The 19,622-nt window shown below is 45.8% G+C and carries 18 protein-coding genes; 13 read left to right on the forward strand and 5 right to left on the reverse strand.

The features are described from left to right. Positions 1-40: 40 nt before the first annotated feature. The 4 genes from V7R39_RS16780 to V7R39_RS16795 form a co-directional block, all read right to left on the reverse strand. A complete protein-coding gene (locus tag V7R39_RS16780) occupies positions 41-1,246 on the reverse strand; it encodes an OmpA family protein (RefSeq protein ID WP_334032078.1) in 1,206 nt (401 codons plus the stop codon). Positions 1,247-1,365: 119 nt separating this feature from the next. Next, positions 1,366-1,803 (reverse strand): secondary thiamine-phosphate synthase enzyme YjbQ, encoded by a 438-nt coding sequence (locus tag V7R39_RS16785; RefSeq protein ID WP_334032079.1) that lies wholly within the window; start codon positions 1,801-1,803, stop codon positions 1,366-1,368. Then, positions 1,793-2,257 carry a chemotaxis protein CheX gene (locus V7R39_RS16790; RefSeq protein ID WP_334032080.1) on the reverse strand — a complete coding sequence of 155 codons (465 nt, stop codon included), beginning with the start codon at positions 2,255-2,257 and terminating at the stop codon, positions 1,793-1,795. The genes V7R39_RS16785 and V7R39_RS16790 overlap by 11 nt, the downstream gene beginning before the upstream one ends. After that, complete coding sequence (locus V7R39_RS16795; protein WP_032097701.1) at positions 2,247-2,720, reverse strand: transcriptional repressor; 474 nt, start codon at positions 2,718-2,720, stop codon at positions 2,247-2,249. The genes V7R39_RS16790 and V7R39_RS16795 overlap by 11 nt, the downstream gene beginning before the upstream one ends. Positions 2,721-3,365: 645 nt before the next feature. Here V7R39_RS16795 and nudC point away from each other — a divergent pair. The 3 genes from nudC to V7R39_RS16810 all read left to right on the forward strand — a co-directional run bounded on the left by nudC (position 3,366) and on the right by V7R39_RS16810 (position 6,174). Further along, the gene (gene nudC, locus V7R39_RS16800) at positions 3,366-4,199 is read left to right on the forward strand and encodes an NAD(+) diphosphatase (RefSeq protein WP_334032081.1); all 834 of its coding nucleotides are present in this window, start codon (positions 3,366-3,368) and stop codon (positions 4,197-4,199) included. A gap of 268 nt (positions 4,200-4,467) precedes the next feature. Further along, a complete protein-coding gene (gene hemE, locus V7R39_RS16805; RefSeq protein ID WP_052010364.1) occupies positions 4,468-5,559 on the forward strand; it encodes a uroporphyrinogen decarboxylase in 1,092 nt (363 codons plus the stop codon). A gap of 75 nt (positions 5,560-5,634) precedes the next feature. Next, positions 5,635-6,174 (forward strand): hypothetical protein, encoded by a 540-nt coding sequence (locus V7R39_RS16810; RefSeq protein WP_334032084.1) that lies wholly within the window; start codon positions 5,635-5,637, stop codon positions 6,172-6,174. Between the two features lie 54 nt (positions 6,175-6,228). On the opposite strand, the gene queG is transcribed toward V7R39_RS16810, so the two are convergent. Next, positions 6,229-7,386, reverse strand: coding sequence for a tRNA epoxyqueuosine(34) reductase QueG (queG, locus tag V7R39_RS16815; RefSeq protein ID WP_334032087.1), 1,158 nt, complete (start codon positions 7,384-7,386; stop codon positions 6,229-6,231). A 6-nt stretch (positions 7,387-7,392) separates the two neighbouring features. Here queG and V7R39_RS16820 point away from each other — a divergent pair, with 6 nt between their 5' ends. The 10 genes from V7R39_RS16820 (at position 7,393) to V7R39_RS16865 (ending at position 19,454) form a co-directional block, all read left to right on the forward strand. Next, positions 7,393-8,895 (forward strand): NAD(P)H-hydrate dehydratase, encoded by a 1,503-nt coding sequence (locus V7R39_RS16820; RefSeq protein WP_334032088.1) that lies wholly within the window; start codon positions 7,393-7,395, stop codon positions 8,893-8,895. A gap of 80 nt (positions 8,896-8,975) precedes the next feature. Then, a complete protein-coding gene (tsaE, locus tag V7R39_RS16825; RefSeq protein WP_334032089.1) occupies positions 8,976-9,458 on the forward strand; it encodes a tRNA (adenosine(37)-N6)-threonylcarbamoyltransferase complex ATPase subunit type 1 TsaE in 483 nt (160 codons plus the stop codon). Between the two features lie 58 nt (positions 9,459-9,516). Beyond that, positions 9,517-10,878, forward strand: coding sequence for an N-acetylmuramoyl-L-alanine amidase (locus V7R39_RS16830; RefSeq protein ID WP_334032090.1), 1,362 nt, complete (start codon positions 9,517-9,519; stop codon positions 10,876-10,878). Between the two features lie 92 nt (positions 10,879-10,970). Beyond that, entirely contained in the window at positions 10,971-12,866 is a 1,896-nt protein-coding gene (gene mutL, locus V7R39_RS16835; RefSeq protein WP_334032092.1) for a DNA mismatch repair endonuclease MutL, read from the forward strand. Between the two features lies 1 nt (position 12,867). Next, positions 12,868-13,803, forward strand: coding sequence for a tRNA (adenosine(37)-N6)-dimethylallyltransferase MiaA (miaA, locus tag V7R39_RS16840; protein ID WP_334032094.1), 936 nt, complete (start codon positions 12,868-12,870; stop codon positions 13,801-13,803). Positions 13,804-13,880: 77 nt separating this feature from the next. Beyond that, complete coding sequence (gene hfq / locus V7R39_RS16845; protein ID WP_269518333.1) at positions 13,881-14,132, forward strand: RNA chaperone Hfq; 252 nt, start codon at positions 13,881-13,883, stop codon at positions 14,130-14,132. A gap of 17 nt (positions 14,133-14,149) precedes the next feature. Then, positions 14,150-15,439 carry a ribosome rescue GTPase HflX gene (hflX, locus tag V7R39_RS16850; protein ID WP_269518334.1) on the forward strand — a complete coding sequence of 430 codons (1,290 nt, stop codon included), beginning with the start codon at positions 14,150-14,152 and terminating at the stop codon, positions 15,437-15,439. 67 nt (positions 15,440-15,506) lie between these two features. Next, positions 15,507-16,658 (forward strand): FtsH protease activity modulator HflK, encoded by a 1,152-nt coding sequence (gene hflK, locus V7R39_RS16855; protein ID WP_032097711.1) that lies wholly within the window; start codon positions 15,507-15,509, stop codon positions 16,656-16,658. 5 nt (positions 16,659-16,663) lie between these two features. Next, on the forward strand, positions 16,664-17,545 hold the full coding sequence (hflC, locus tag V7R39_RS16860) for a protease modulator HflC (RefSeq protein ID WP_334032096.1): 882 nt from the start codon (positions 16,664-16,666) through the stop codon (positions 17,543-17,545). Between the two features lie 307 nt (positions 17,546-17,852). Further along, the gene (locus V7R39_RS16865) at positions 17,853-19,454 is read left to right on the forward strand and encodes an AbgT family transporter (RefSeq protein ID WP_334032098.1); all 1,602 of its coding nucleotides are present in this window, start codon (positions 17,853-17,855) and stop codon (positions 19,452-19,454) included. Positions 19,455-19,622: the final 168 nt, after the last annotated feature.

The raw sequence follows: 19,622 nt of genomic DNA on the forward strand, positions 1-19,622 counted from the left end.
CGCCACTAGGCGCCTTTTTGCGTTAGCTGGTTGAGGAGAATTACTTCTCTTCAGCTACTTTAACAGTGTCTTTAACTGTCACTGATATGCGACGGTTTACACGATGCGCTTCAGCGTTACTTGCTGAATCTAGTAATTGTGTCTCACCATAACCTACTGTTTCAAGACGAGTAGAATCGATACCATACATATCAACCATTACATCTTTAAAGTTAGCAGCACGACGCTCAGATAAGTCCATGTTGTAAGACTCAGTACCTGGCGCAGAAGTGTGACCTTCGATTACCGCTGTAGTAGAAGGATACTGCTTCATGAAACCAGCAAATTCAGAAATTTCTGGATCTTTAGGCATTTTAACAACAGCACTTTCACTGTCGAAAAGAACGCGTAGTGTAATTTCTACAGTCTCTTCGTCAAAAATAGTACAGCCTTTCGCATCAACTTTTACACCAGCTTCGGTGTCTGGGCACATGTCTTTGCTATCTACAACGCCATCGTTGTCTGTATCTTTAATTGCACAACCCATTGCATCTACTTGCGTACCTGCTGGTGTGTTTGGACACTGATCAACGCTGTTCATTACGCCATCGTTATCATTGTCAACAGAACAACCTGTTGCATCAACGCGAACGCCGGCAGGTGTCATAGGGCATTGGTCCTTACCGTTTACAACGCCGTCGTTGTCGCTGTCCATTGGCGCTGCAGGCGTGCTTTTACCAAATGGTACTGCAATACCTACCTTAACGCTGTAATCGTTATAGTCTTCGCCAAAATCGTGGTAAGCAGCAATTTCTGTGATAAGTCTTACAGACTCATGTACGTTCCAGTGCTTACCAATACCGATGTTACCTTGAGTAGTCGATACACCTACTGATTGGCGTTTAACACCAGCAAATAGGAAGTAGGCGTCATCAGGCATGAAGTACATAGCGTCAACGCCAACCATCTCACCGTCTGCGTCATTTGCAGGGATGCCGGCTGCATTATCTAATTCTAAATCAGTGAGCTCTACGCGCGCCGCCCAGCTTTGTGTGAAGCGAAAGCCGTATTCTAGTGAAATGCCTTGGCCCTTATCGTACGTTCCGCCTTCAGTGAGTGACAAAGGGCGAGATTCGTCGGCACTGTAGTACATGCCAGAAAGACCAATCCAGTGCTTGTAATCTGGTTCTGAAGATTCTTGTGCAAACGCATTTGTTGAAGCCATTACAGCAAGAGATAGCGCTGCTAATTTTAAGTTGTGTTTCATAGTCACATCCTGTTTAACGTTGAGTGATTATCAAATTGATAATTATAGTTGTGCTTGCGAGCTTAGTTTTGAACTAGTTTCCTAGAACAAAGCACAAAGCATGCCATTTATTATGCGGGCTAAGCTGCTGTCCCTTGTAGTGTGGCAATAATAGTGCGTCTTCCACCGCCGTCGCGGTGCTCGCCGAGCATGATACCTTGCCACGTGCCAAGTGCAAGTTTTCCTTGCTGTACGGGCACAGTTATTTCGCATCCTAATAAGCTAGATTTAATGTGGGCCGGCATATCATCGCTTCCCTCATAGGTATGCCTAAAATAAGGAGTATCTTCTCTTACGCTGTGGTTAAGATAATCTTCCATATCTTGACGAACCGTAGGGTCGGCATTTTCGTTTACCGTGAGGCTGGCGCTTGTGTGCTGTAACCACAAATGCAGTAGACCAACCTCAACAATATGCAGTGAGGGAATGGCTTCTACAATTTTTTCAGTGATGAGGTGGAAGCCTCTTGGGTAGGAAGGCAGTGTAATTTTTTCAGACTGCCAGACGTTATTTATCAAAGCAGATTTCCAAATGAGCTAGCCCCTCATCACACATAAACGGCAGAATTATTTTTGCGCCATCCACTTGATGACTTATTGTGTGCTGATGACCAGATACTACGATGGGCGTTGCCATACCAAATTCGTAGCCTCGCTCGGCAAGATCTCGTTTGGCATTTCCACAAATCATGTTGGTGACTTCACCGACCATATCGGCCACTTCGGCATCAAGCTTCTCTGGTCGCTCTCCCACCATGCGCTCCATGATGGTAAGTGCTAGCGCTTCATCAAACGTAATCGACATAGAGCCCCTTACGTTTGGACCTACCATACCGATAAGTCCTGACACATCACCTTTAGCTACATCGGTTTGTTTTTTCTTTGGTTTGCCCGGTGTAAGTTTGGTCTGCGCCATTGTTTCCATTACGTTAAGTAAACCGCCGATAAACGGATTTACAAATTCAGCATTCATGTACTTGCTCCTTAAGTGAGGAATCTTCCGTTTTCTGACATTCTGCGCAAAGTCCATGTGCTTCAATCGTTTGCTTAGAGACGCGAAAGCCGTGTGCTTCAGCTTGACTGTCAAGCGTATCCTTAAGGCCTTCGGATTGAATCTCTGCCACATCGCCACAGCTATCACAGATTAAAAATTGAACTGGGTGATTACACCCAAAATGATAACAGGCTACAAATGCATTGGTAGATTCTAGTCGATGAATAAAACCAAAATCGAGTAAAAAATCTAATGCTCGATAAACGGTGGCTGGCTTGGCGCTAGACTCGGTCTCTTTAAGCGAATCAAGTAGCTCATAGGCACCCATAGGTCCGTGTTTGGCAAGTAGTATTTCGTACACTTTCTCTCGCAATGGCGTAAACCTGGCTCCGCGCTGCTCGCAGTAGGCACGCGCTTTGTGAATGAGTGTCATATTATTCATGTATCGCTACCGTTAGCTCGGCCATCACAGTAACTACCAACGTAGATACTCCCTTGGCCATTAATTAGGCTATTAAAAAGTCTTCTCTTAACAATATTAAAGAGCACTTACATTATTCTCTTCTTTTTCGTGCTTCTTTAATCAACACGCGCAAAAAAGTACTAGTCAGTCTCAACGTGGCTGCCGTTAGCGCAGTACCCCGCGACACTGTCATTTGACAACAGCTATTTAACAACAGCTAAGTGAAGGCAGCTATGCAAACCAGCCGAGCAAAATTACGTACAACTTTTACGAAACCCTATAGTCAGGGATCGCTCGGCACAAAAATAATTCTATCGTACCTGTGATTTTGTTCTGTTCTATTCCAACTGATGAGACTAAAAACCAGACCGTACAGCCTGAGTTGCCACACCATTTTTCATAACACGTTGATTGCAGTATAACACTGTGCTTTTACGACACAAATGCCAAGGCTACTTTATCCACAATTATCCAAAATAATGTGGATCATTAAGTCGTATAGCAAGCGTACTTTCGTTTATGCTATGTGAAGAATGTTAGCGTTTTTCACAAAATGAGCAGTAAAGGCCCGTAGCTTTGTGATTATGACGAGAAAGAGCAAAAAAATAAGAAGGCACTTTGTCTATGATGATTAATTTATCTGGTACTGAAATCAGTAAGCGCAGAGCACTATGGGTAATCTTTAGCCGTGGAAAAATTGTGGTGCGAGAGAACAATCCTATATTGCCCGAGGCGCACTTTGAGGAGCTTTCGTTTCTCGCATCGTATCACGAAGACGTGCATGAATTGCCTCCTCTTAATGATGCTGCTGTAACCGAAGCGCCCATATACGTGGTTGACGTTGGCTCAGAACACATTGAAAGTCCTGGCTGGGAACGAGTTTCACTACGCCAGCTTTTATTTACACAGCAAAATATAGCGTTTTCGGTGTTAGGTCGTGCTTGGCAATATATCCATTTTTTACGAACCCACAAGTTTTGCGGGCAGTGTGGCGCTGAAATGGAGCGTGTAAACTGGGAGATGGCAATGCAATGCCATCGCTGTAAGCATCGCACGTATCCCCGCGTATCTCCCTGCATCATTGTTGCCATTCACAATAAAGAAAAGCTGTTGCTGGCCAAAGGGGTCAGACACAAAGAGGCAAATATGTACTCTACGCTGGCTGGGTTTGTGGAAAGCGGCGAGAGCCTTGAAGAAGCCGTTCACAGAGAAGTCTTCGAAGAAGTTGGTGTAAAAGTCAAAAATCTACGCTACTTCAACAGTCAGCCGTGGCCATTTCCTCATTCATTAATGGTTGGATTTATCGCCGAATACGATGGCGGCGATATTGTGTGCCAAGACAATGAAATAGACGATGCTCAATGGTTTGACGTTGATGCGCTACCCAATATACCGCCTAAGGTCTCAATTGCTGGACAGCTTATTGCGGAAACGTTGTCGTTAATAAGCGACAAATAAAAAACCCTGCCGGAGCAGGGTTCTAGGTTTTTTAGCACGGTCCTCTGAGAGGCTTCTTTTTGTTAGCGTATATAGTAATAGCAAAGGTATTTTAAAAGCGCAAGTAAATTTGTGCATTGGGATTGTCGCTTTTTACACACACTACTCATCGCTCTGCGGGGCACATACATCGAAAGCATGTGTTTGAATTAAGGTTTTTCACACACTTAAGGGATAATTACTGGTATAATTTCGCCGCTTAATTTTAATCTCAAATCAGGTGAGTTATATGTCGCAAAATATTCCAAATGTCGATAAGCCAGCGTTAAAGAACGACCGTTATTTACGGGCGTTGGAGAAAAAGCCGGTTGATGTAACACCCGTATGGATGATGCGACAAGCAGGTCGATACTTACCAGAATACAAAGCGACACGTGCTGTGGCGGGTGACTTTATGTCACTGTGCAAAAATGCAGAGCTTGCTTGCGAAGTGACGTTGCAGCCCCTGCGAAGATTCCCTCTTGATGCGGCAATTTTATTTTCGGACATCCTAACCATTCCAGATGCCATGGGATTAGAGCTGTATTTTGAAGCAGGGGAAGGCCCGCGTTTTAAAAAGCCTATCACCTGTAAAGCCGACGTAGATAAAATTGGTATTCCCGATCCTGAAGGCGAACTGCAGTATGTGATGAATGCAGTGCGCACTATTCGCAGAGAGTTAAAGGGCGATGTTCCGTTAATTGGCTTTTCTGGCAGTCCGTGGACGCTAGCGACTTATATGATTGAAGGTGGCTCAAGTAAGGCGTTTACAAAAATTAAGAAAATGGCGTTTGCAGAGCCTGCAATACTGCACACCTTACTGGAAAAATTAGCTGATTCAGTCACCTCGTATCTTAATGCGCAAATTGCTGCTGGTGCACAGTCTGTCATGATTTTTGATACCTGGGGCGGCGTTTTATCGCCACGTGACTACAAAGAATTTTCGCTACAATACATGGAACGCATTGTGAGCGGGTTAACGCGAGAAAACGAAGGTCGAAAAGTCCCTGTTACCTTGTTTACTAAAAATGGCGGCATGTGGTTAGAGTCTATCGCAGCAACTGGCTGTGATGCAGTTGGCTTAGACTGGACTATCGATATCAAAGAAGCCCGCGCCCGCATTGGCGATAAAGTTGCTCTACAGGGCAATATGGACCCGTCTATGCTTTATGCACCGGCCCAGCGAATTGAAGAAGAAGTGGGTACCATCTTAAAAGGATATGGAGAAGGCTCAGGCCATGTGTTTAATTTAGGCCACGGTATTCACTTAGATGTGCCGCCTGAAAATGCAGGGGTTTTCGTTGACTCTGTGCACAAGTTAAGCAAGCAGTACCATAAATAGCCTTAACTCTGTTTAAATAAATCAGCAGGCTGGGTCAACATGCCCTAATCATTCGCAGGTGAAAAAGGATAAACGATGAAAACCTGGCTGTTAGTGCTGCTTGTCGCTTTTTCTGTTATTGCCGGTTTTAAGGTGGTCTCTTATCAACAGAAACTAGACCACTCAAAAGTAGAACACGAACGCCTAAGCGATGTCTTAGCGCGTTCTCGTTCTACACAAACCAGCGAGCTAAAAATTATAAAGCCTATCAATAAAGCGAAAGAAGTAAGAGAGGCCGCTAATGTGTCGGCGGCTCATAAAGATTTGCTTCACTTTTTTGATACATCGCCGTACGAGCAACTATTCTCCCTTGATAATATCGCCTGTACTCAAGTCGCTTGCGAGATTGTGGGTGTATTTATTGGCACGGTAGATGAACTCAACGATGCAGTAAAAAGTCTTCCAAATCCTTCATGGTGGACCTTTGGGGTAATGGAGTCATCAGACGAGGCTTTACAAACCGAAGTGGTAAAATTTACTGCTACTTTTAGGCCTCATAAACAAAAGCAGACAGGTAAAACCGTTTCCCAAGAACAAACAACCTCGGTTAAAAACTCGTTAACCAAAAGCGCCTGAGAACGCGATTAAGTGGGTTTACCTTGTAAACATGCCCGAGCGAATAATCTTTAGCTAGGCGTCTCGCACAAGTCCCTTTTCGATGACTCTGATCAGCCTTTGTTGCTTGCGCTGTTCGCTTTTTTGGTGATGTTCTTTTGCAGTTTGTTGAGTCATAGCCCAATCGATATGCCTATCAACTTGCTCGCTCACCATTCCTTTTTGTGCCTTTAGTATCGCTATATTATCTTCACTAAAATCAGCATTACCGATAGCAACAGCAATGTTACGCTGCCATTTTTCATAACCAATGCGGCGAATAGGTGAGCCTAATGTATTGGCTAAAAAGGTTTCCTCACTCCAAGAAAATAAGGTTAAGAGGGATTGTCCGTGCAGTACTTGTCTTGGATGAAAGTCTTCTTCGGTTGTGACATCGGCATAGCGGTTCCAAGGGCAAACAAGCTGGCAATCATCGCAACCATAAATACGGTTGCCCATTAGAGGTCTAAGTTCCTCGGGAATATCTTCGCCGGACTCAATAGTAAGATAGGAAATGCATCGTCGCGCATCCACTTTGTAAGGGGCTACAATGGCATTGGTTGGGCAAATAGTCAGACAGGCCGTACAGCTTCCACAGCCTTCTTCAATAGGAGAGTCGGTAGGCAACGGCAAGTTAATAAAAAGTTCGCCTAAAAAGAACCAAGAGCCAGCCTCTTTATTAAGCGTTAAACTGTGTTTTCCGGTCCAGCCTATTCCAGCTTTTTCAGCAATGGCATGCTCTAGCACGGGGGCTGAGTCTACAAAGGGCCGGTATTCAGTATCACGATATTCGATATCACTTAACGCAGCGGTAATTTTCTCTCCCAGCTGCTTAAGTCGCTTGCGGAGCACTTTATGATAGTCCCGCCCAAGCGCATAGCGACTGATGTAGCCGATGTCTGAGGCTTTAAGGTGTTTGGCAAAAGACGCATCGGGTGGAAGGTAATTCATTCGCACGCTAATGACTCTTAGCGTACCGGGTACCAATTCGTCTGGCCTAGCCCGTTTCATACCGTGAGTTTTCATGAAGTGCATGTCACCGTGGTAGTCGTTGTCTAGCCAAGCTTGTAGATGCGCTTCGTGCTGATGTAGATCAATATCACTGATACCAACTTGCTGAAAGCCTAGCGCAGCTCCCCAAGCCTTGATATTGTGGGTTAACTCAACGAGATCAATAGAATTAATTGCGGACATTTTTTCATGCTAGATACTCAACTCACGTCAAGTTTATCATACAAACTATTTCGAGCCGACCAAGTTCGGGAAAATGAAAAGTTAGCTGCTGCTAATTCAAACTGTGACATGTTCACATTGATGCAGCGCGCTGGAGACGCGGTATTTAAGCAGTGCTTAGAGCTAATCCCCAACTCTGATGTCTACCTTGTTCTTGTGGGGCAGGGCAATAATGCGGGAGACGGTTACATAGCTGCAATGAACGCAAAGCTTGCAGGTAAGCAAGTGTTTGTGTGTGCTATTGAGCCTGAGAGAGTGTTAGAGGGTGATTCCGGACTTGCGCAAAAGCGCTGGGTTGACTCAGGTGGTGCTGTAGAGTGTTTCGATACGTCACTGCTTGAGCGAGCTGATGTGATTATTGACGGGCTGTTAGGCACGGGAATTAATAGCTACATAAGAAACGAGTTTGCCGATGTTATCGATGCCATAAACAGTAGCGATACCCCTGTGGTTAGTGTTGATGTTCCCTCTGGTTTAGATGCCAATACCGGCCAAAGTTTAGGTCGCTGTGTGCAAGCTGATATTACGGTGACGTTTGTCGGCATCAAGCCTGGGTTAGTAACCGGAGCGGGTAAGCAGTCTTGTGGTAAGTTGGTTTATGCAGATTTAGGCATTGGTAACGCGTTTCAGTCGTTAGCAAAGGCGAGCGCTACCATGCTAAACATAGACCATTTCAAAGGCATGGGACCACGGGACGTGCACAGTCATAAAGGCACCTATGGTCGATTGCTCTGTATAGGTGGTAATAAGGGCACTGCTGGAGCCATTCGTTTAGCGGGTGAAGCGGCGCTTCGAAGTGGTGCGGGTATGGTGCGTGTTTATACTCACGAATCTTCCGTTGTGCAGGTGAGCGCTGGGCGCCCTGAATTAATGGTAACCGATAGCCAGTTAGACGATGCTCTTCAGTGGGCAAGTTGTGTAGTTATTGGCCCTGGGCTTGGTCAGGATGAGTGGGCTGAAGGCGCCTTTTCAACCACGCTTAAGCATTGCCAACAGACGAATAAGCCAATTGTTATTGATGCTGATGCGCTCAATATACTGTGCAAGCAGTCTACGGCGTTCACGCTATCGCAAAGTATTCTTACCCCCCACGCGGGGGAAGCCGCTCGCTTGTTAGGCGTGTCGATAGATGACGTTGAAAGCGACCGGTTTAACTATGCTCGCCAGTGTTCACAGCGCTACCATTCGGTGTGTGTGTTAAAAGGTGCAGGTACGTTAATCGACAACGAGAAAAAGACGTGGGTGTGTCGACACGGTAACCCCGGCATGGCAACTGCTGGCAGTGGCGATGTACTCAGCGGTATTTTAGGTGCGTTACTCGCTCAAGGGGTAGAGACCGATATTGCAGCTAAGTACGGCGTTGTACTGCATGCAAAAGCGGGTGACGATATTGCCCAACAGCATGGACAACGTGGTATGATAGCGAGTGATTTTTATAATGCGGTTCGTAGCTTGATAAACCACAAGTAAGTGCTTTAGCATCAAAGCCTTCATGAGTTGCGGTTTGTAAGATATTTACTGCATAGTTTAGTTTTAGTGGAATAACCTAGATGTCTTACCCGCAGTCCTCCTATTTTGCCAGCGATGTTGATGATACATCGCTACTAGCCCAAGACCTTGCTCAAGCAGTGTCTAGCCAATTGCCCGCTAATGTGGTGGTTTTTCTTAATGGCGACCTCGGCGCTGGAAAAACCACATTTAGCCGTTATTTTATCCAAGCACTTGGTCATTCAGGTAGTGTTAAAAGTCCTACCTATACACTGGTTGAACCTTATGAGTTAGACAGCGTCAATATATATCATTTTGATTTATATCGGTTGTCAGACCCTGAAGAATTAGAGTTCATGGGCATACGCGATTATTTTGGCGGTGATTCGATTGCGCTTGTTGAATGGTCACAAAAGGGGGGAGAGTACTTGGCATCCCCTGACTTAGTGATTAATATAAATGCAACGCCATCGGGTAGGCAGTTTGTTCTAGAGTCAAAATCTGCACTTGGTGCAAAGCTGCTCCAGCAATGTAAACGTATATAAAAACGATAAAATCACATCTTATGTAATCCACGTTAGAGTGAAGACGTAAAGGCAAATTATGGTGCGCAGTATAATATCGGTCTTAATGTTGTGTCTGATGACGCACGCTGTCAGTGCTGTACAAAATACCATTAATGATGTGAGAGTGTCGCCAGATGCTGCCAAGACACGTATTGTTTTTGATGTAGATACTGCACCGGACTTTACCTATTTCACACTCAAAAAGCCGCTGCGGTTGGTTATCGATTTAAAAAACACGGCGAGTACGTTCAAACTTTCTTCGGTTAAAAATAGTGGCAGCCTAGTGCGAAAGTTACGGTATTCAACACCTAAACGTGCAACCTCTGCGCGTGTTGTCGTAGAGCTAAACCGCAATGCCGAACCCTCATTGTTTGCAGTCGCGCCAAATAAGTCCTACGGCCATAGACTTGTCCTTGACTTGGCCGATAGTGCGCCCGAAGTTGCACAAAAGCCCGCTTCCTCTTCAGCCACCTCGTCTTCCATGCAACGTGTGGTTATTGATGAATCTAGCAGTACGCGCGACCGCGACATCATCGTTGCCATTGATGCGGGGCATGGCGGACAAGACCCCGGCTCAATCGGCCCCGCTGGCTCGTTTGAAAAACACATAACTCTGAGCATTGCCAAACGGCTTCAAGCTATGGTTGATGCAGAAGATGGTATGCGCGCCATTATGACGCGCACTGGCGATTATTACCTTTCACCCAATAAACGCCCAGAAATTGCACGACAGAAAAAAGCGGATTTACTCATCTCCATTCACGCTGATGCCTTTACCCAGCCACAGCCTCGCGGCGGTTCAGTATGGGTGCTATCGATGCGAAGAGCTGATACAGAACTAGGACGCTGGATGGAAAGAACCGAGCGGCACTCGGAATTGCTCGGTGGTGCTGCTGAAGTCATTAGTGATAAGTCGAGTGAGCGCTATTTAGCGGAAACTATCTTGGGGCTTTCTATGGATCATTCCATGGCAACAAGCCACGATTTAGGCAACAAAGTAATAGAAGAATTGAAAGCCGTAACGTCTTTACACAAGCGCAAGCCGCAGGCTGCGAGTTTGGCGGTGTTAACATCACCAGATATCCCGTCAATTTTGGTAGAAGTTGGGTTTATTTCAAACCCTCAAGAAGAAAAAAATCTGAATTGGTCTAAATATCGAGAGCGATTAGCAAAAGCCATGTTTAATGCGGCTAAGCGCTACTTCAGACAGGTTCCTCCAGATGGGACGCTGTGGGCTGCTGAAAAAGCAAAAAATAGAACCCACCGCGTTCGCTCTGGAGAGTCGCTATCGTTATTGGCTCAGCGTTACAACGTGGAAGTGAGCAGTATCAAAGCAGCGAACAACTTGCGTAACGATGTTGTGCGCATCGGGCAAGTGTTAACTATCCCCAGTACCTAAGAAACAATACTTTTAATTAGTCGGTCATCATTAGCTATCGCTATGCTTGATTGACAAAGCAACGCCTATTTATTTTCACGACAGAGGTTTCCTTGCCAATACAGCTTTTATCGCCACAACTTGCAAACCAAATTGCCGCCGGTGAAGTGGTAGAGCGGCCTGCGTCTGTTGTTAAAGAACTGCTCGAAAACAGTGTCGATGCTGGTGCTACAAAAATTGAGATCGATATTGAAAAAGGCGGGCACAAAAGAATTCGCATTAAAGACAACGGTGGCGGCATTGCGAAAGACGAACTACAGCTTGCATTGAGTCGCCACGCAACCAGTAAAATATCGACGCTGGACGATTTAGAACAAATTCTTTCACTGGGCTTTCGTGGTGAAGCTCTCGCGAGTATTAGCTCAGTAACGCGTCTAACGCTTACATCTAAAACGCAGTCGCAAAGCGAAGCATGGGAAGCCTATTGTGAGGGCCGAGATATGTCGGTGGCGGTTAGGCCGGCTGCACACCCCGTGGGAACCACAATCGATGTCGCTGATCTGTTCTATAATACGCCGGCACGACGCAAGTTTTTACGAACGGAAAAAACTGAATTTCAACATATTGAAGATGTGATTAAACGTGTGGCGTTGAGCTACCCTCACGTCTCTTTCATTCTTAGGCACAACGATAAGGTCATTAAGCGGTATATCGCTGATAAAGCGGGCAGTATTAAGCGTCGTATTGCCGCAGTAGTTGGTCAAAAATTTATTCAAAATGCAGTGCATATTAATACGCAGTATGACGGATTGACTATTGATGCATGGCTAGGCAATGAAGTCATGCTAAGAAGCAGCAACGACTGCCAGTTTAGCTTTGTAAACAGTCGCGGAATGCGAGATAAGCTTATCACGCACGCTATTCGCCAAGCCTATGAAAGCGTGTGGGGCGTGGTAGAGCAACCTAGTTTTGTTGTTTATTTGAGTTTGAACCCAAAAGATGTCGACGTAAACGTTCATCCCGCAAAACACGAAGTGCGATTTCAACAAAGTCGCCTAGTACATGATTTTATATGTAAAAGCGTTTGCGACGCATTAAACGCGCTAAATAACGACACCAGCGACCCAGACGACCCCAATCACCAGCACCTTGGCGAGGGCCAAATTGGCGGCGAACAACCTTTTGATTATATGAACCCTGAAGTGGAGCATGGCTATATTCGCCCGTTAAATACTGCCAATCCACGCATTGAGAATACCCGCACTGAGAATGCCCTCGCCAGTGATAACTCGGTTTCTGATCATCAATTGCATACAGGCCCTTCTCACTCGTATCCAGATAGAGTAGGTGAATGTACGCCAAGTGCTGGCGAGAGAAGTGGATCGGCTTCACCTAACCGAATGGCCCAATTTCAACGGCAAAGTAAAGGGCCCTCTGCAGCTTATCAGGCTGGGTTCAACGCCTTAATGACGCCAAATAAAGACAGGTTAAACGAGAGCGGGCTTGATCAAAACGGGCTAGCGTTCACCAGTCTTACTGCCATGCACCGATTGTATCCAAAACAGGATAGCGTATTCCTACTTTCTGCAAATAACCTCATTGGAGTATGGTTAGCTGAATTATTCTGTAAGGCTCAGCATGAACAGCCCTTGCTAATGCCGGTGGCTATTCATGCCGACGAGGTTTCCCAATCTACGCTAGACGTGCTGTCACAAATGCACTTTGACATCAACAAAGTGGCGGGGAAATATCGCTTGCAACAAGTGCCGGCAGGCTGCAGACATTTGCCTTGGATAAAGTGGTTCGAACACCTGCTGTGTGCTTCGCTAACAACACCACAAAGCATCGCTGATAAGGTCTTTATCCCAAAAGAAGATATTGATGAACAATCGTCAGCGGCAGTATGGTACTGGTTGGAGCAGCAAAGTCAGTCTAAACAATGGGAATATATTGAGCAATTTGCTAAAGTGCGCGCGATAAACGACATACTAAAAGCGTGGGGAGAATAATATGTCTATTGGCATAGAAACTGCTTCTCCTGTATTGGCAATAATGGGTCCGACGGCATCAGGCAAAACTGCTTTGGCACTAGACATTGCTAAGCACACAGAATGCGAGATTATCAGTGTTGATTCAGCCTTGGTTTACAAAGGTATGGACATCGGTACGGCGAAACCAAATGAGCAAGAGCAGTCGGTGGTTCGTCACCATCTTATTGACATAATCGACCCCGCTGAAAGTTATTCGGTGTCGCAATTTGTTAACGATACGACGCGACTTATTGGTGAAATACAAGGTCGGGGCAAGCTACCCATGTTGGTAGGAGGTACAATGATGTACTTTAATGCCTTGATAAATGGAATTTCGTCACTACCTAAGTCAGACGAAGTTATTCGCGAGCAGATTAACCGTGAAGCACAAGCGTCAGGATGGACGCATTTACACAACGAACTCAAGGACGTTGATGCGGTAAGCGGAGAAAGAATTCATCCAAACGATCCTCAGCGTATCACGCGAGCGCTAGAGGTCTATCGGAGTACAGGAAAAACCCTGACTCACTGGCAACAGCAAGAGGGTACAAAGTGTCCTTATGAGATAACCCAATTTGCTGTAGCGCCTGAAGATAGATCTATACTACATGACCGAATAGAACGCAGATTCGACCTAATGCTTGCTGACGGCTTTGAGGACGAAGTGAAAAAATTATTTGAACGAGGTGATCTTTCTGACGAGTTACCTTCTATCCGATCTGTGGGTTATAGACAGATGTGGCAGTACTTTGAAGGACAGCTTAGTTACAATGATATGCGCGAGCGCGGCATCATTGCGACTAGGCAGCTTGCCAAAAGACAGCTTACTTGGTTACGTGGTTGGCAGGATGTGACGTGGTTAGACACATTTGCTAACGATAAATTGACTAAAATTGCAGCACGAGTCACACTCTAAACGATTGAGTGTGGTATACAATAGACGTGAGGCGGAGTGAAATAGCGCCCGCTAATAATAAAAACTAAGGATTACAAATGGCTAAAGGGCAATCTTTACAAGACCCATTCTTGAACGCTTTGCGCAAGGAACGTATCCCAGTATCTATCTATCTGGTAAATGGAATTAAACTTCAGGGGCAAGTTGAGTCTTTCGATCAATTTGTTATTTTACTGAAGAACACAGTGAGCCAAATGGTTTACAAACATGCAATTTCAACCGTTGTTCCAGCACGTGCTATCACAATGCCAAGCACAACAGGAGATTCGGAAAATACTAAAACTGATTAAACTAAAAGGTAACGCGCTTGTTTGACCGTTATGAAGCCGGTGAACAGGCTGTACTTGTTCATATACATTTTTCTGATGAGAACAGCAAAGAAGACTTAAGTGAGCTTGAGTTACTTGTGTCTTCGGCCGGTGTAAATGCCGTTGAGGTAATTACTACCTCGCGAAGCGCACCACATGCAAAATTCTTCGTCGGATCAGGTAAAGCAGAGGAAATAGCCGCTGCTGTTAAGGCACACGATGCCAATGTAGTTATTTTCAACCACTCCCTCTCTCCCTCACAGGAGCGAAATCTCGAGGCTGTGTGTAAATGCAGAGTATTAGACAGAACAGGTCTAATACTCGATATCTTTGCCCAACGCGCTAGAACCCATGAAGGTAAACTCCAAGTGGAGCTAGCACAACTGCGCCATATCTCTACTCGTTTAATACGAGGCTGGACTCACCTTGAGCGCCAGAAAGGGGGAATTGGACTACGCGGGCCAGGTGAAACGCAGTTAGAAACGGATCGTCGCTTGTTACGCGGGCGTATTAAAGCCATTCTACGCCGGTTAGAAAAGGTTCAAAAACAACGTGAACAAGGAAGACGTTCACGCAAACGAGCCGAAATACCAACGGTATCCTTAGTTGGCTACACAAACGCGGGTAAATCGACACTGTTTAATACCATTACAGATTCACACGTCTACGCTGCCGACCAGTTGTTTGCAACCCTTGACCCTACACTAAGGAAAATTGATCTGCAGGATGTTGGGCCGGCTATTCTTGCCGACACGGTTGGTTTTATCCGTCATCTTCCTCACGATCTTGTTGCCGCATTTAAAGCGACGCTGCAAGAGACTCAAGAGGCTGACCTATTGCTTCATGTCGTCGATATTGCAGATGCCAAATATCGTGAGACGATGGATGAAGTTAACAATGTATTAGAAGAAATTGACGCAGGCGAGATACAACAATTACTAATCTGTAATAAGATTGATAAACTAGACGATGTCGAACCGCGTATAGAAAGAAACGAGGAAGGTATTCCAACCCGAGTGTGGCTGTCAGCCCAATCTGGTGAGGGTACTGAGCTTCTTGGTCAAGCACTCACCGAATGCCTAGCCAAAAGCATGGTAAATTATACCTTGAAGATACCTCCGGCACACAGCCGTCTTCGTGGAGTGCTTTACGAGCTTAACTGCATTTCCAACGAAGAGTATGACAATCAGGGTGATTGGGTAGTGGATGTGAGAATGCCAGCTGCCGATTGGAATAGACTCGAAAAGCGTCTAGAAAACGGAATATCAGAGTATGTTGTGCGACACTAATCAGTGCGAAAGCGTTGATAATGCATGCGAACTTAAAAAATAAAACTGTAATCTATGGAGTATCAGCATGGCTTGGAATGAGCCGGGTGGCAATAAAAACGACCCGTGGAAGAATCGCGGAGGCCGAGAGCAAGGTCCCCCAGATTTAGATGATGTATTTAAAAACTTATTCGGTAAGTTTGGTAAATCAGGTGGCAATGGTGGCGGTTCAGGTAAAAGCCTAGGCGGTATCGGTGCTGGTATTTTAGCTGGGCTACTCATAGCCATTTGGGTTATAAGCGGCTTTTACACTATCAGAGAAGCTGAGCAAGGCGTTGTTTTGCGTTTTGGCGAGTATCATAAACAAGTGGAGCCAGGTTTACGCTGGGCCCCTACGTTTATCGACTCTGTGATACCGGTAGACGTTCAGTCTATCAGAGACCAATCTTCATCAGGTTCAATGCTGACAGAAGACGAGAACGTGGTTAGCGTTCAAATGGAAATGCAGTTTCGCGTTGTTGACCCTGTTCGCTGGACGTTTGCAGTAGAAGATCCAGACCGTAGCTTAAGCCAGTCGTTAGACAGTGCAATTCGCTATGTTGTTGGCCATTCTAGAATGGATGACGTGTTAACAGACGGTCGTGAGCTAACTCGCCAACGTGTGTGGGAAGAGCTTCAAGGTATTATTGAACCCTATAACATGGGGGTGTCAATTATTGATATGAACTTCAGGGATGCCCGTCCGCCAGAGCAAGTTAAAGACGCATTTGATGATGCGATTGCGGCACAGGAGGATGAGCAGCGTTTCATCCGTGAAGCTGAAGCATACGCAAGAGAGATTGAGCCACGAGCGCGTGGTCAGGTCAATCGCATGAATGAAGAAGCGCAAGCATATAAAGAACGCGTTACCTTGGAAGCCCAAGGTGAAGTAGCACGCTTTGAAGAGTTGCTGCCTCAGTTTGAGCGTGCGCCTGTGGTAACCCGTGAGCGTATTTACCTTGAAACAATGGAAGAAGTGCTGAGTAACTCTAGCAAAATCCTTGTGGACAGTAAGGGCGGTAACAACATGATGTATCTACCACTTGATAAGATCATGGACCGTCAGCGTGAGAATGCTAAGCCAACGTCGAGAAGTACGCTGGAAGGACTACAAATGCCGGTAACTAACGAAGGCGGTCGTAACCTTAACAGTACTCCGACATCAGGCCTGCGCGGCGAATCATTTAGAGAAGGGAGATAATCGCTATGAAAAACATAATTATTGCTGTTGTCGTTCTCCTAGTGCTACTGGCGTCGGGTTCTCTGTTTGCCGTTAAAGAGGGCGAACGAGCTATTGTAATTCAATTCGGTAAAATACAACGTGATGAAGCCACTGGCGAGACACGAGTATTCACGCCAGGCTTACACTTTAAACTACCGTTTATTGATTCTGTGCGTCGTTTAGATGCGCGTATTCAAACGCTAGATGGCTCACCGGATCGCTTTGTAACCAGTGAGAAGAAAGACCTGATTGTTGACTCATACGTGAAATGGCGCATCGACGACTTTGCTCGTTACTACCTATCTACGGGTGGCAACAAGCTACAAGCCGAAGCACTATTGAAGCAAAAGGTGAATAACGGTCTGCGTTCAGAGTTTGGTACTAGGACTATTGCGCAAATTGTTTCAGGCGAGCGTTCAGCGCTAATGAACCAAGCAATGGAGCAAGCGTCTACTTCATCTGATGAACTGGGTATACAGATTGTTGATGTTCGAGTGAAGCAAATTAATCTGCCAACAGAAGTCAGTAACTCTATTTTCCAGCGTATGCGTGCTGAGCGTGCTGCCGTTGCTCGTGAGCACCGTTCGGAAGGTCAAGAGCAAGCGGAAGTAATTCGCGCAAACATTGACGCGAAAGTGACGGTAATGCTTGCCGATGCTGAGCGTAATGCTAGACAGCTACGCGGTGAAGGTGACGCCCTAGCAGCGCAAATATACGCTGACGTGTACTCGAAAAACTCAGATTTTTACAGCTTCCTTCGCAGTATGGATGCCTACAAGAAGAGTTTCTCTAGTAAGCAAGACGTCATGGTTATTGCGCCGGACAGTGATTTCTTCAAATATATGAATCAATCACAAGTTAAATAAGTAAATTTATGCATTGAAAAGCCAGCCTTCGGGCTGGCTTTTTTTTGCCTGCTGTAAAGTGCTAAGTTCTTGTTTAAATATCAAATATTAGTAGTTTTGACGTCTTGTCTTTTAGCGCTAAACACCTCATTTATACCTCGCTCTGCCAAAGTCGTGTTAAATCCGATAAAATGCCATGGAATTAACAATAAAAGTGCCGCTAACTACGCCGTGATCTTTGTTGCTTTATGCATATCACACAACGCATCTTTGCCTTCCCAGCAACGAGCATATTAAGCAGGCACACTATAACGACAGAGGGATCGTTTTGACAACGGACAACAAACAAATAAAGTCTGCCGGTAATAATGGCGGACAAGGTGGTTTATTTTCGCGGTTTCTGGCAACGGTAGAATGGTTAGGGAATTTACTTCCACACCCCGTCACCCTGTTTGCACTGCTATCGCTATTTATCGTGTTACTTAGTGGTATTCTCGGTTATTTTGACTTAGCGGTTGCAGACCCTCGTCCTGAGGGTGCCAAAGGCCGAGAGGCCGATGGAATGATTGAAGTAATCTCGTTAATGAGCGCCGAGGGTCTGCAGCGTATTGTGACGGGCTTAGTGACTAACTTCACTGGGTTTGCTCCACTTGGAACGGTATTGGTAGCGCTACTTGGCGTATCGGTGGCGGAGCATTCTGGGCTGCTTTCGGCGGCCATGCGGGCACTTGTGATGAATGCGTCTAAACGCGCTGTGACTTTTGCTGTGGTGTTTGCGGGTATTGTGTCAAATACCGCATCTGAGCTGGGCTATGTGGTTCTTATTCCCCTTGCGGCAATGATATTTCATTCTCTAGGACGACACCCCTTAGCGGGCTTGGCAGCTGCTTTTGCTGGTGTATCGGCAGGATACAGTGCCAACCTGTTGCTGGGTACAGTGGATCCACTTCTTTCTGGAATAACAGAAGCAGCAGCGCACATGATAGACCCAGACTACGCGGTTGGCCCTGAAGTCAACTGGTACTTCATGTTTATCAGTACCTTTGTGGTGGCCACAATGGGCGCGTTGGTTACCGAAAAAGTGGTTGAGCCGCGACTTGGGCAATACGACCCTTCTGAAGCGTCTATCGACTTAGGCAGTCAGTCAATGGATGCCCCTACCGACCTTGAGAAGAAAGGACTGCGTTGGGCGGGTATCTCATTTGCCCTAGTGTGCGCTATTTTGGCACTTACAGTGGTTCCTGAAAATGGTATCTTGCGCCATCCTGAGACAGGCGAAGTTGCGGGTTCTCCCTTCCTAAAAGGCATTGTCGCGTTTATTTTTATCACCTTTGCGGTACCCGGCTTTGTTTATGGCAAGGTGACAGGCTCTATGAAAGGCGATAAAGACGTTATCGACGCTATGTCAAAAAGCATGGGCGCAATGGGGTTGTACATTACGTTAGTGTTTTTCGCCGCTCAGTTTGTGGCATTTTTCAAATGGACAAACTTAGGCACGGTATTGGCTGTAAAAGGCGCGGCGCTATTACAAGCCGCTGGCCTAGATGGACCCTCTGTTTTTATCCTGTTTATTTTGATGTGTGGCGTGGTCAATCTTTCACTAGGCAGTGCTTCAGCACAGTGGGCTGTTACCGCCCCCATCTTCGTTCCCATGCTTATGCTAATTGGCTATGCGCCTGAAGTTATTCAGGCGGCGTATAGAATTGGTGACTCAGTGACCAATGTTATCGCACCAATGATGAGTTATTTTGGGCTTATATTAGCCATGGCAGCGCGATATAAGAAAGATTTAGGAATGGGTACACTCATCGCAATGATGCTGCCTTATTCAATGGTATTTGTTGTTGGGTGGACTATCTTGTTTTACGTCTGGGTATTCTTACTAGGTATGCCGGTAGGGCCAGGTGCTGCAACCTACTACCAGCCTTAGCCTCTATCCTCTGAGAGTGATAAGTTTTTGTCAAAAAAGGGCGTGGGATTTTATCTCGCGCCCTTTTTGTTTTAATCTTAATATCCTATCAATTCAATTGCGCATTTATGGACTCACAAGAGATCATAAAGGTCGTTAATTCAGTATAATAGTGTCATTACGTTGTAC

It is taken from the genome of Alteromonas sp. P256, from assembly GCF_036864455.1.
In the GTDB taxonomy this organism is placed as follows: domain Bacteria; phylum Pseudomonadota; class Gammaproteobacteria; order Enterobacterales; family Alteromonadaceae; genus Alteromonas.

Coding starts and splice junctions, on each gene's coding strand:
- hflK (WP_032097711.1), top strand. CDS start 15,507: ATGGCTTGGAATGAGCCGGGTGGCAATAAAAACGACCCGTGGAAGAAT.
- queG (WP_334032087.1), bottom strand. CDS start 7,386: ATGTCCGCAATTAATTCTATTGATCTCGTTGAGTTAACCCACAATATC.
- hemE (WP_052010364.1), top strand. CDS start 4,468: ATGTCGCAAAATATTCCAAATGTCGATAAGCCAGCGTTAAAGAACGAC.
- tsaE (WP_334032089.1), top strand. CDS start 8,976: ATGTCTTACCCGCAGTCCTCCTATTTTGCCAGCGATGTTGATGATACA.
- V7R39_RS16820 (WP_334032088.1), top strand. CDS start 7,393: ATGCTAGATACTCAACTCACGTCAAGTTTATCATACAAACTATTTCGA.
- V7R39_RS16780 (WP_334032078.1), bottom strand. CDS start 1,246: ATGAAACACAACTTAAAATTAGCAGCGCTATCTCTTGCTGTAATGGCT.
- miaA (WP_334032094.1), top strand. CDS start 12,868: ATGTCTATTGGCATAGAAACTGCTTCTCCTGTATTGGCAATAATGGGT.
- hfq (WP_269518333.1), top strand. CDS start 13,881: ATGGCTAAAGGGCAATCTTTACAAGACCCATTCTTGAACGCTTTGCGC.
- hflC (WP_334032096.1), top strand. CDS start 16,664: ATGAAAAACATAATTATTGCTGTTGTCGTTCTCCTAGTGCTACTGGCG.
- V7R39_RS16830 (WP_334032090.1), top strand. CDS start 9,517: ATGGTGCGCAGTATAATATCGGTCTTAATGTTGTGTCTGATGACGCAC.
- V7R39_RS16810 (WP_334032084.1), top strand. CDS start 5,635: ATGAAAACCTGGCTGTTAGTGCTGCTTGTCGCTTTTTCTGTTATTGCC.
- V7R39_RS16790 (WP_334032080.1), bottom strand. CDS start 2,257: ATGAATGCTGAATTTGTAAATCCGTTTATCGGCGGTTTACTTAACGTA.
- V7R39_RS16795 (WP_032097701.1), bottom strand. CDS start 2,720: ATGAATAATATGACACTCATTCACAAAGCGCGTGCCTACTGCGAGCAG.
- nudC (WP_334032081.1), top strand. CDS start 3,366: ATGATGATTAATTTATCTGGTACTGAAATCAGTAAGCGCAGAGCACTA.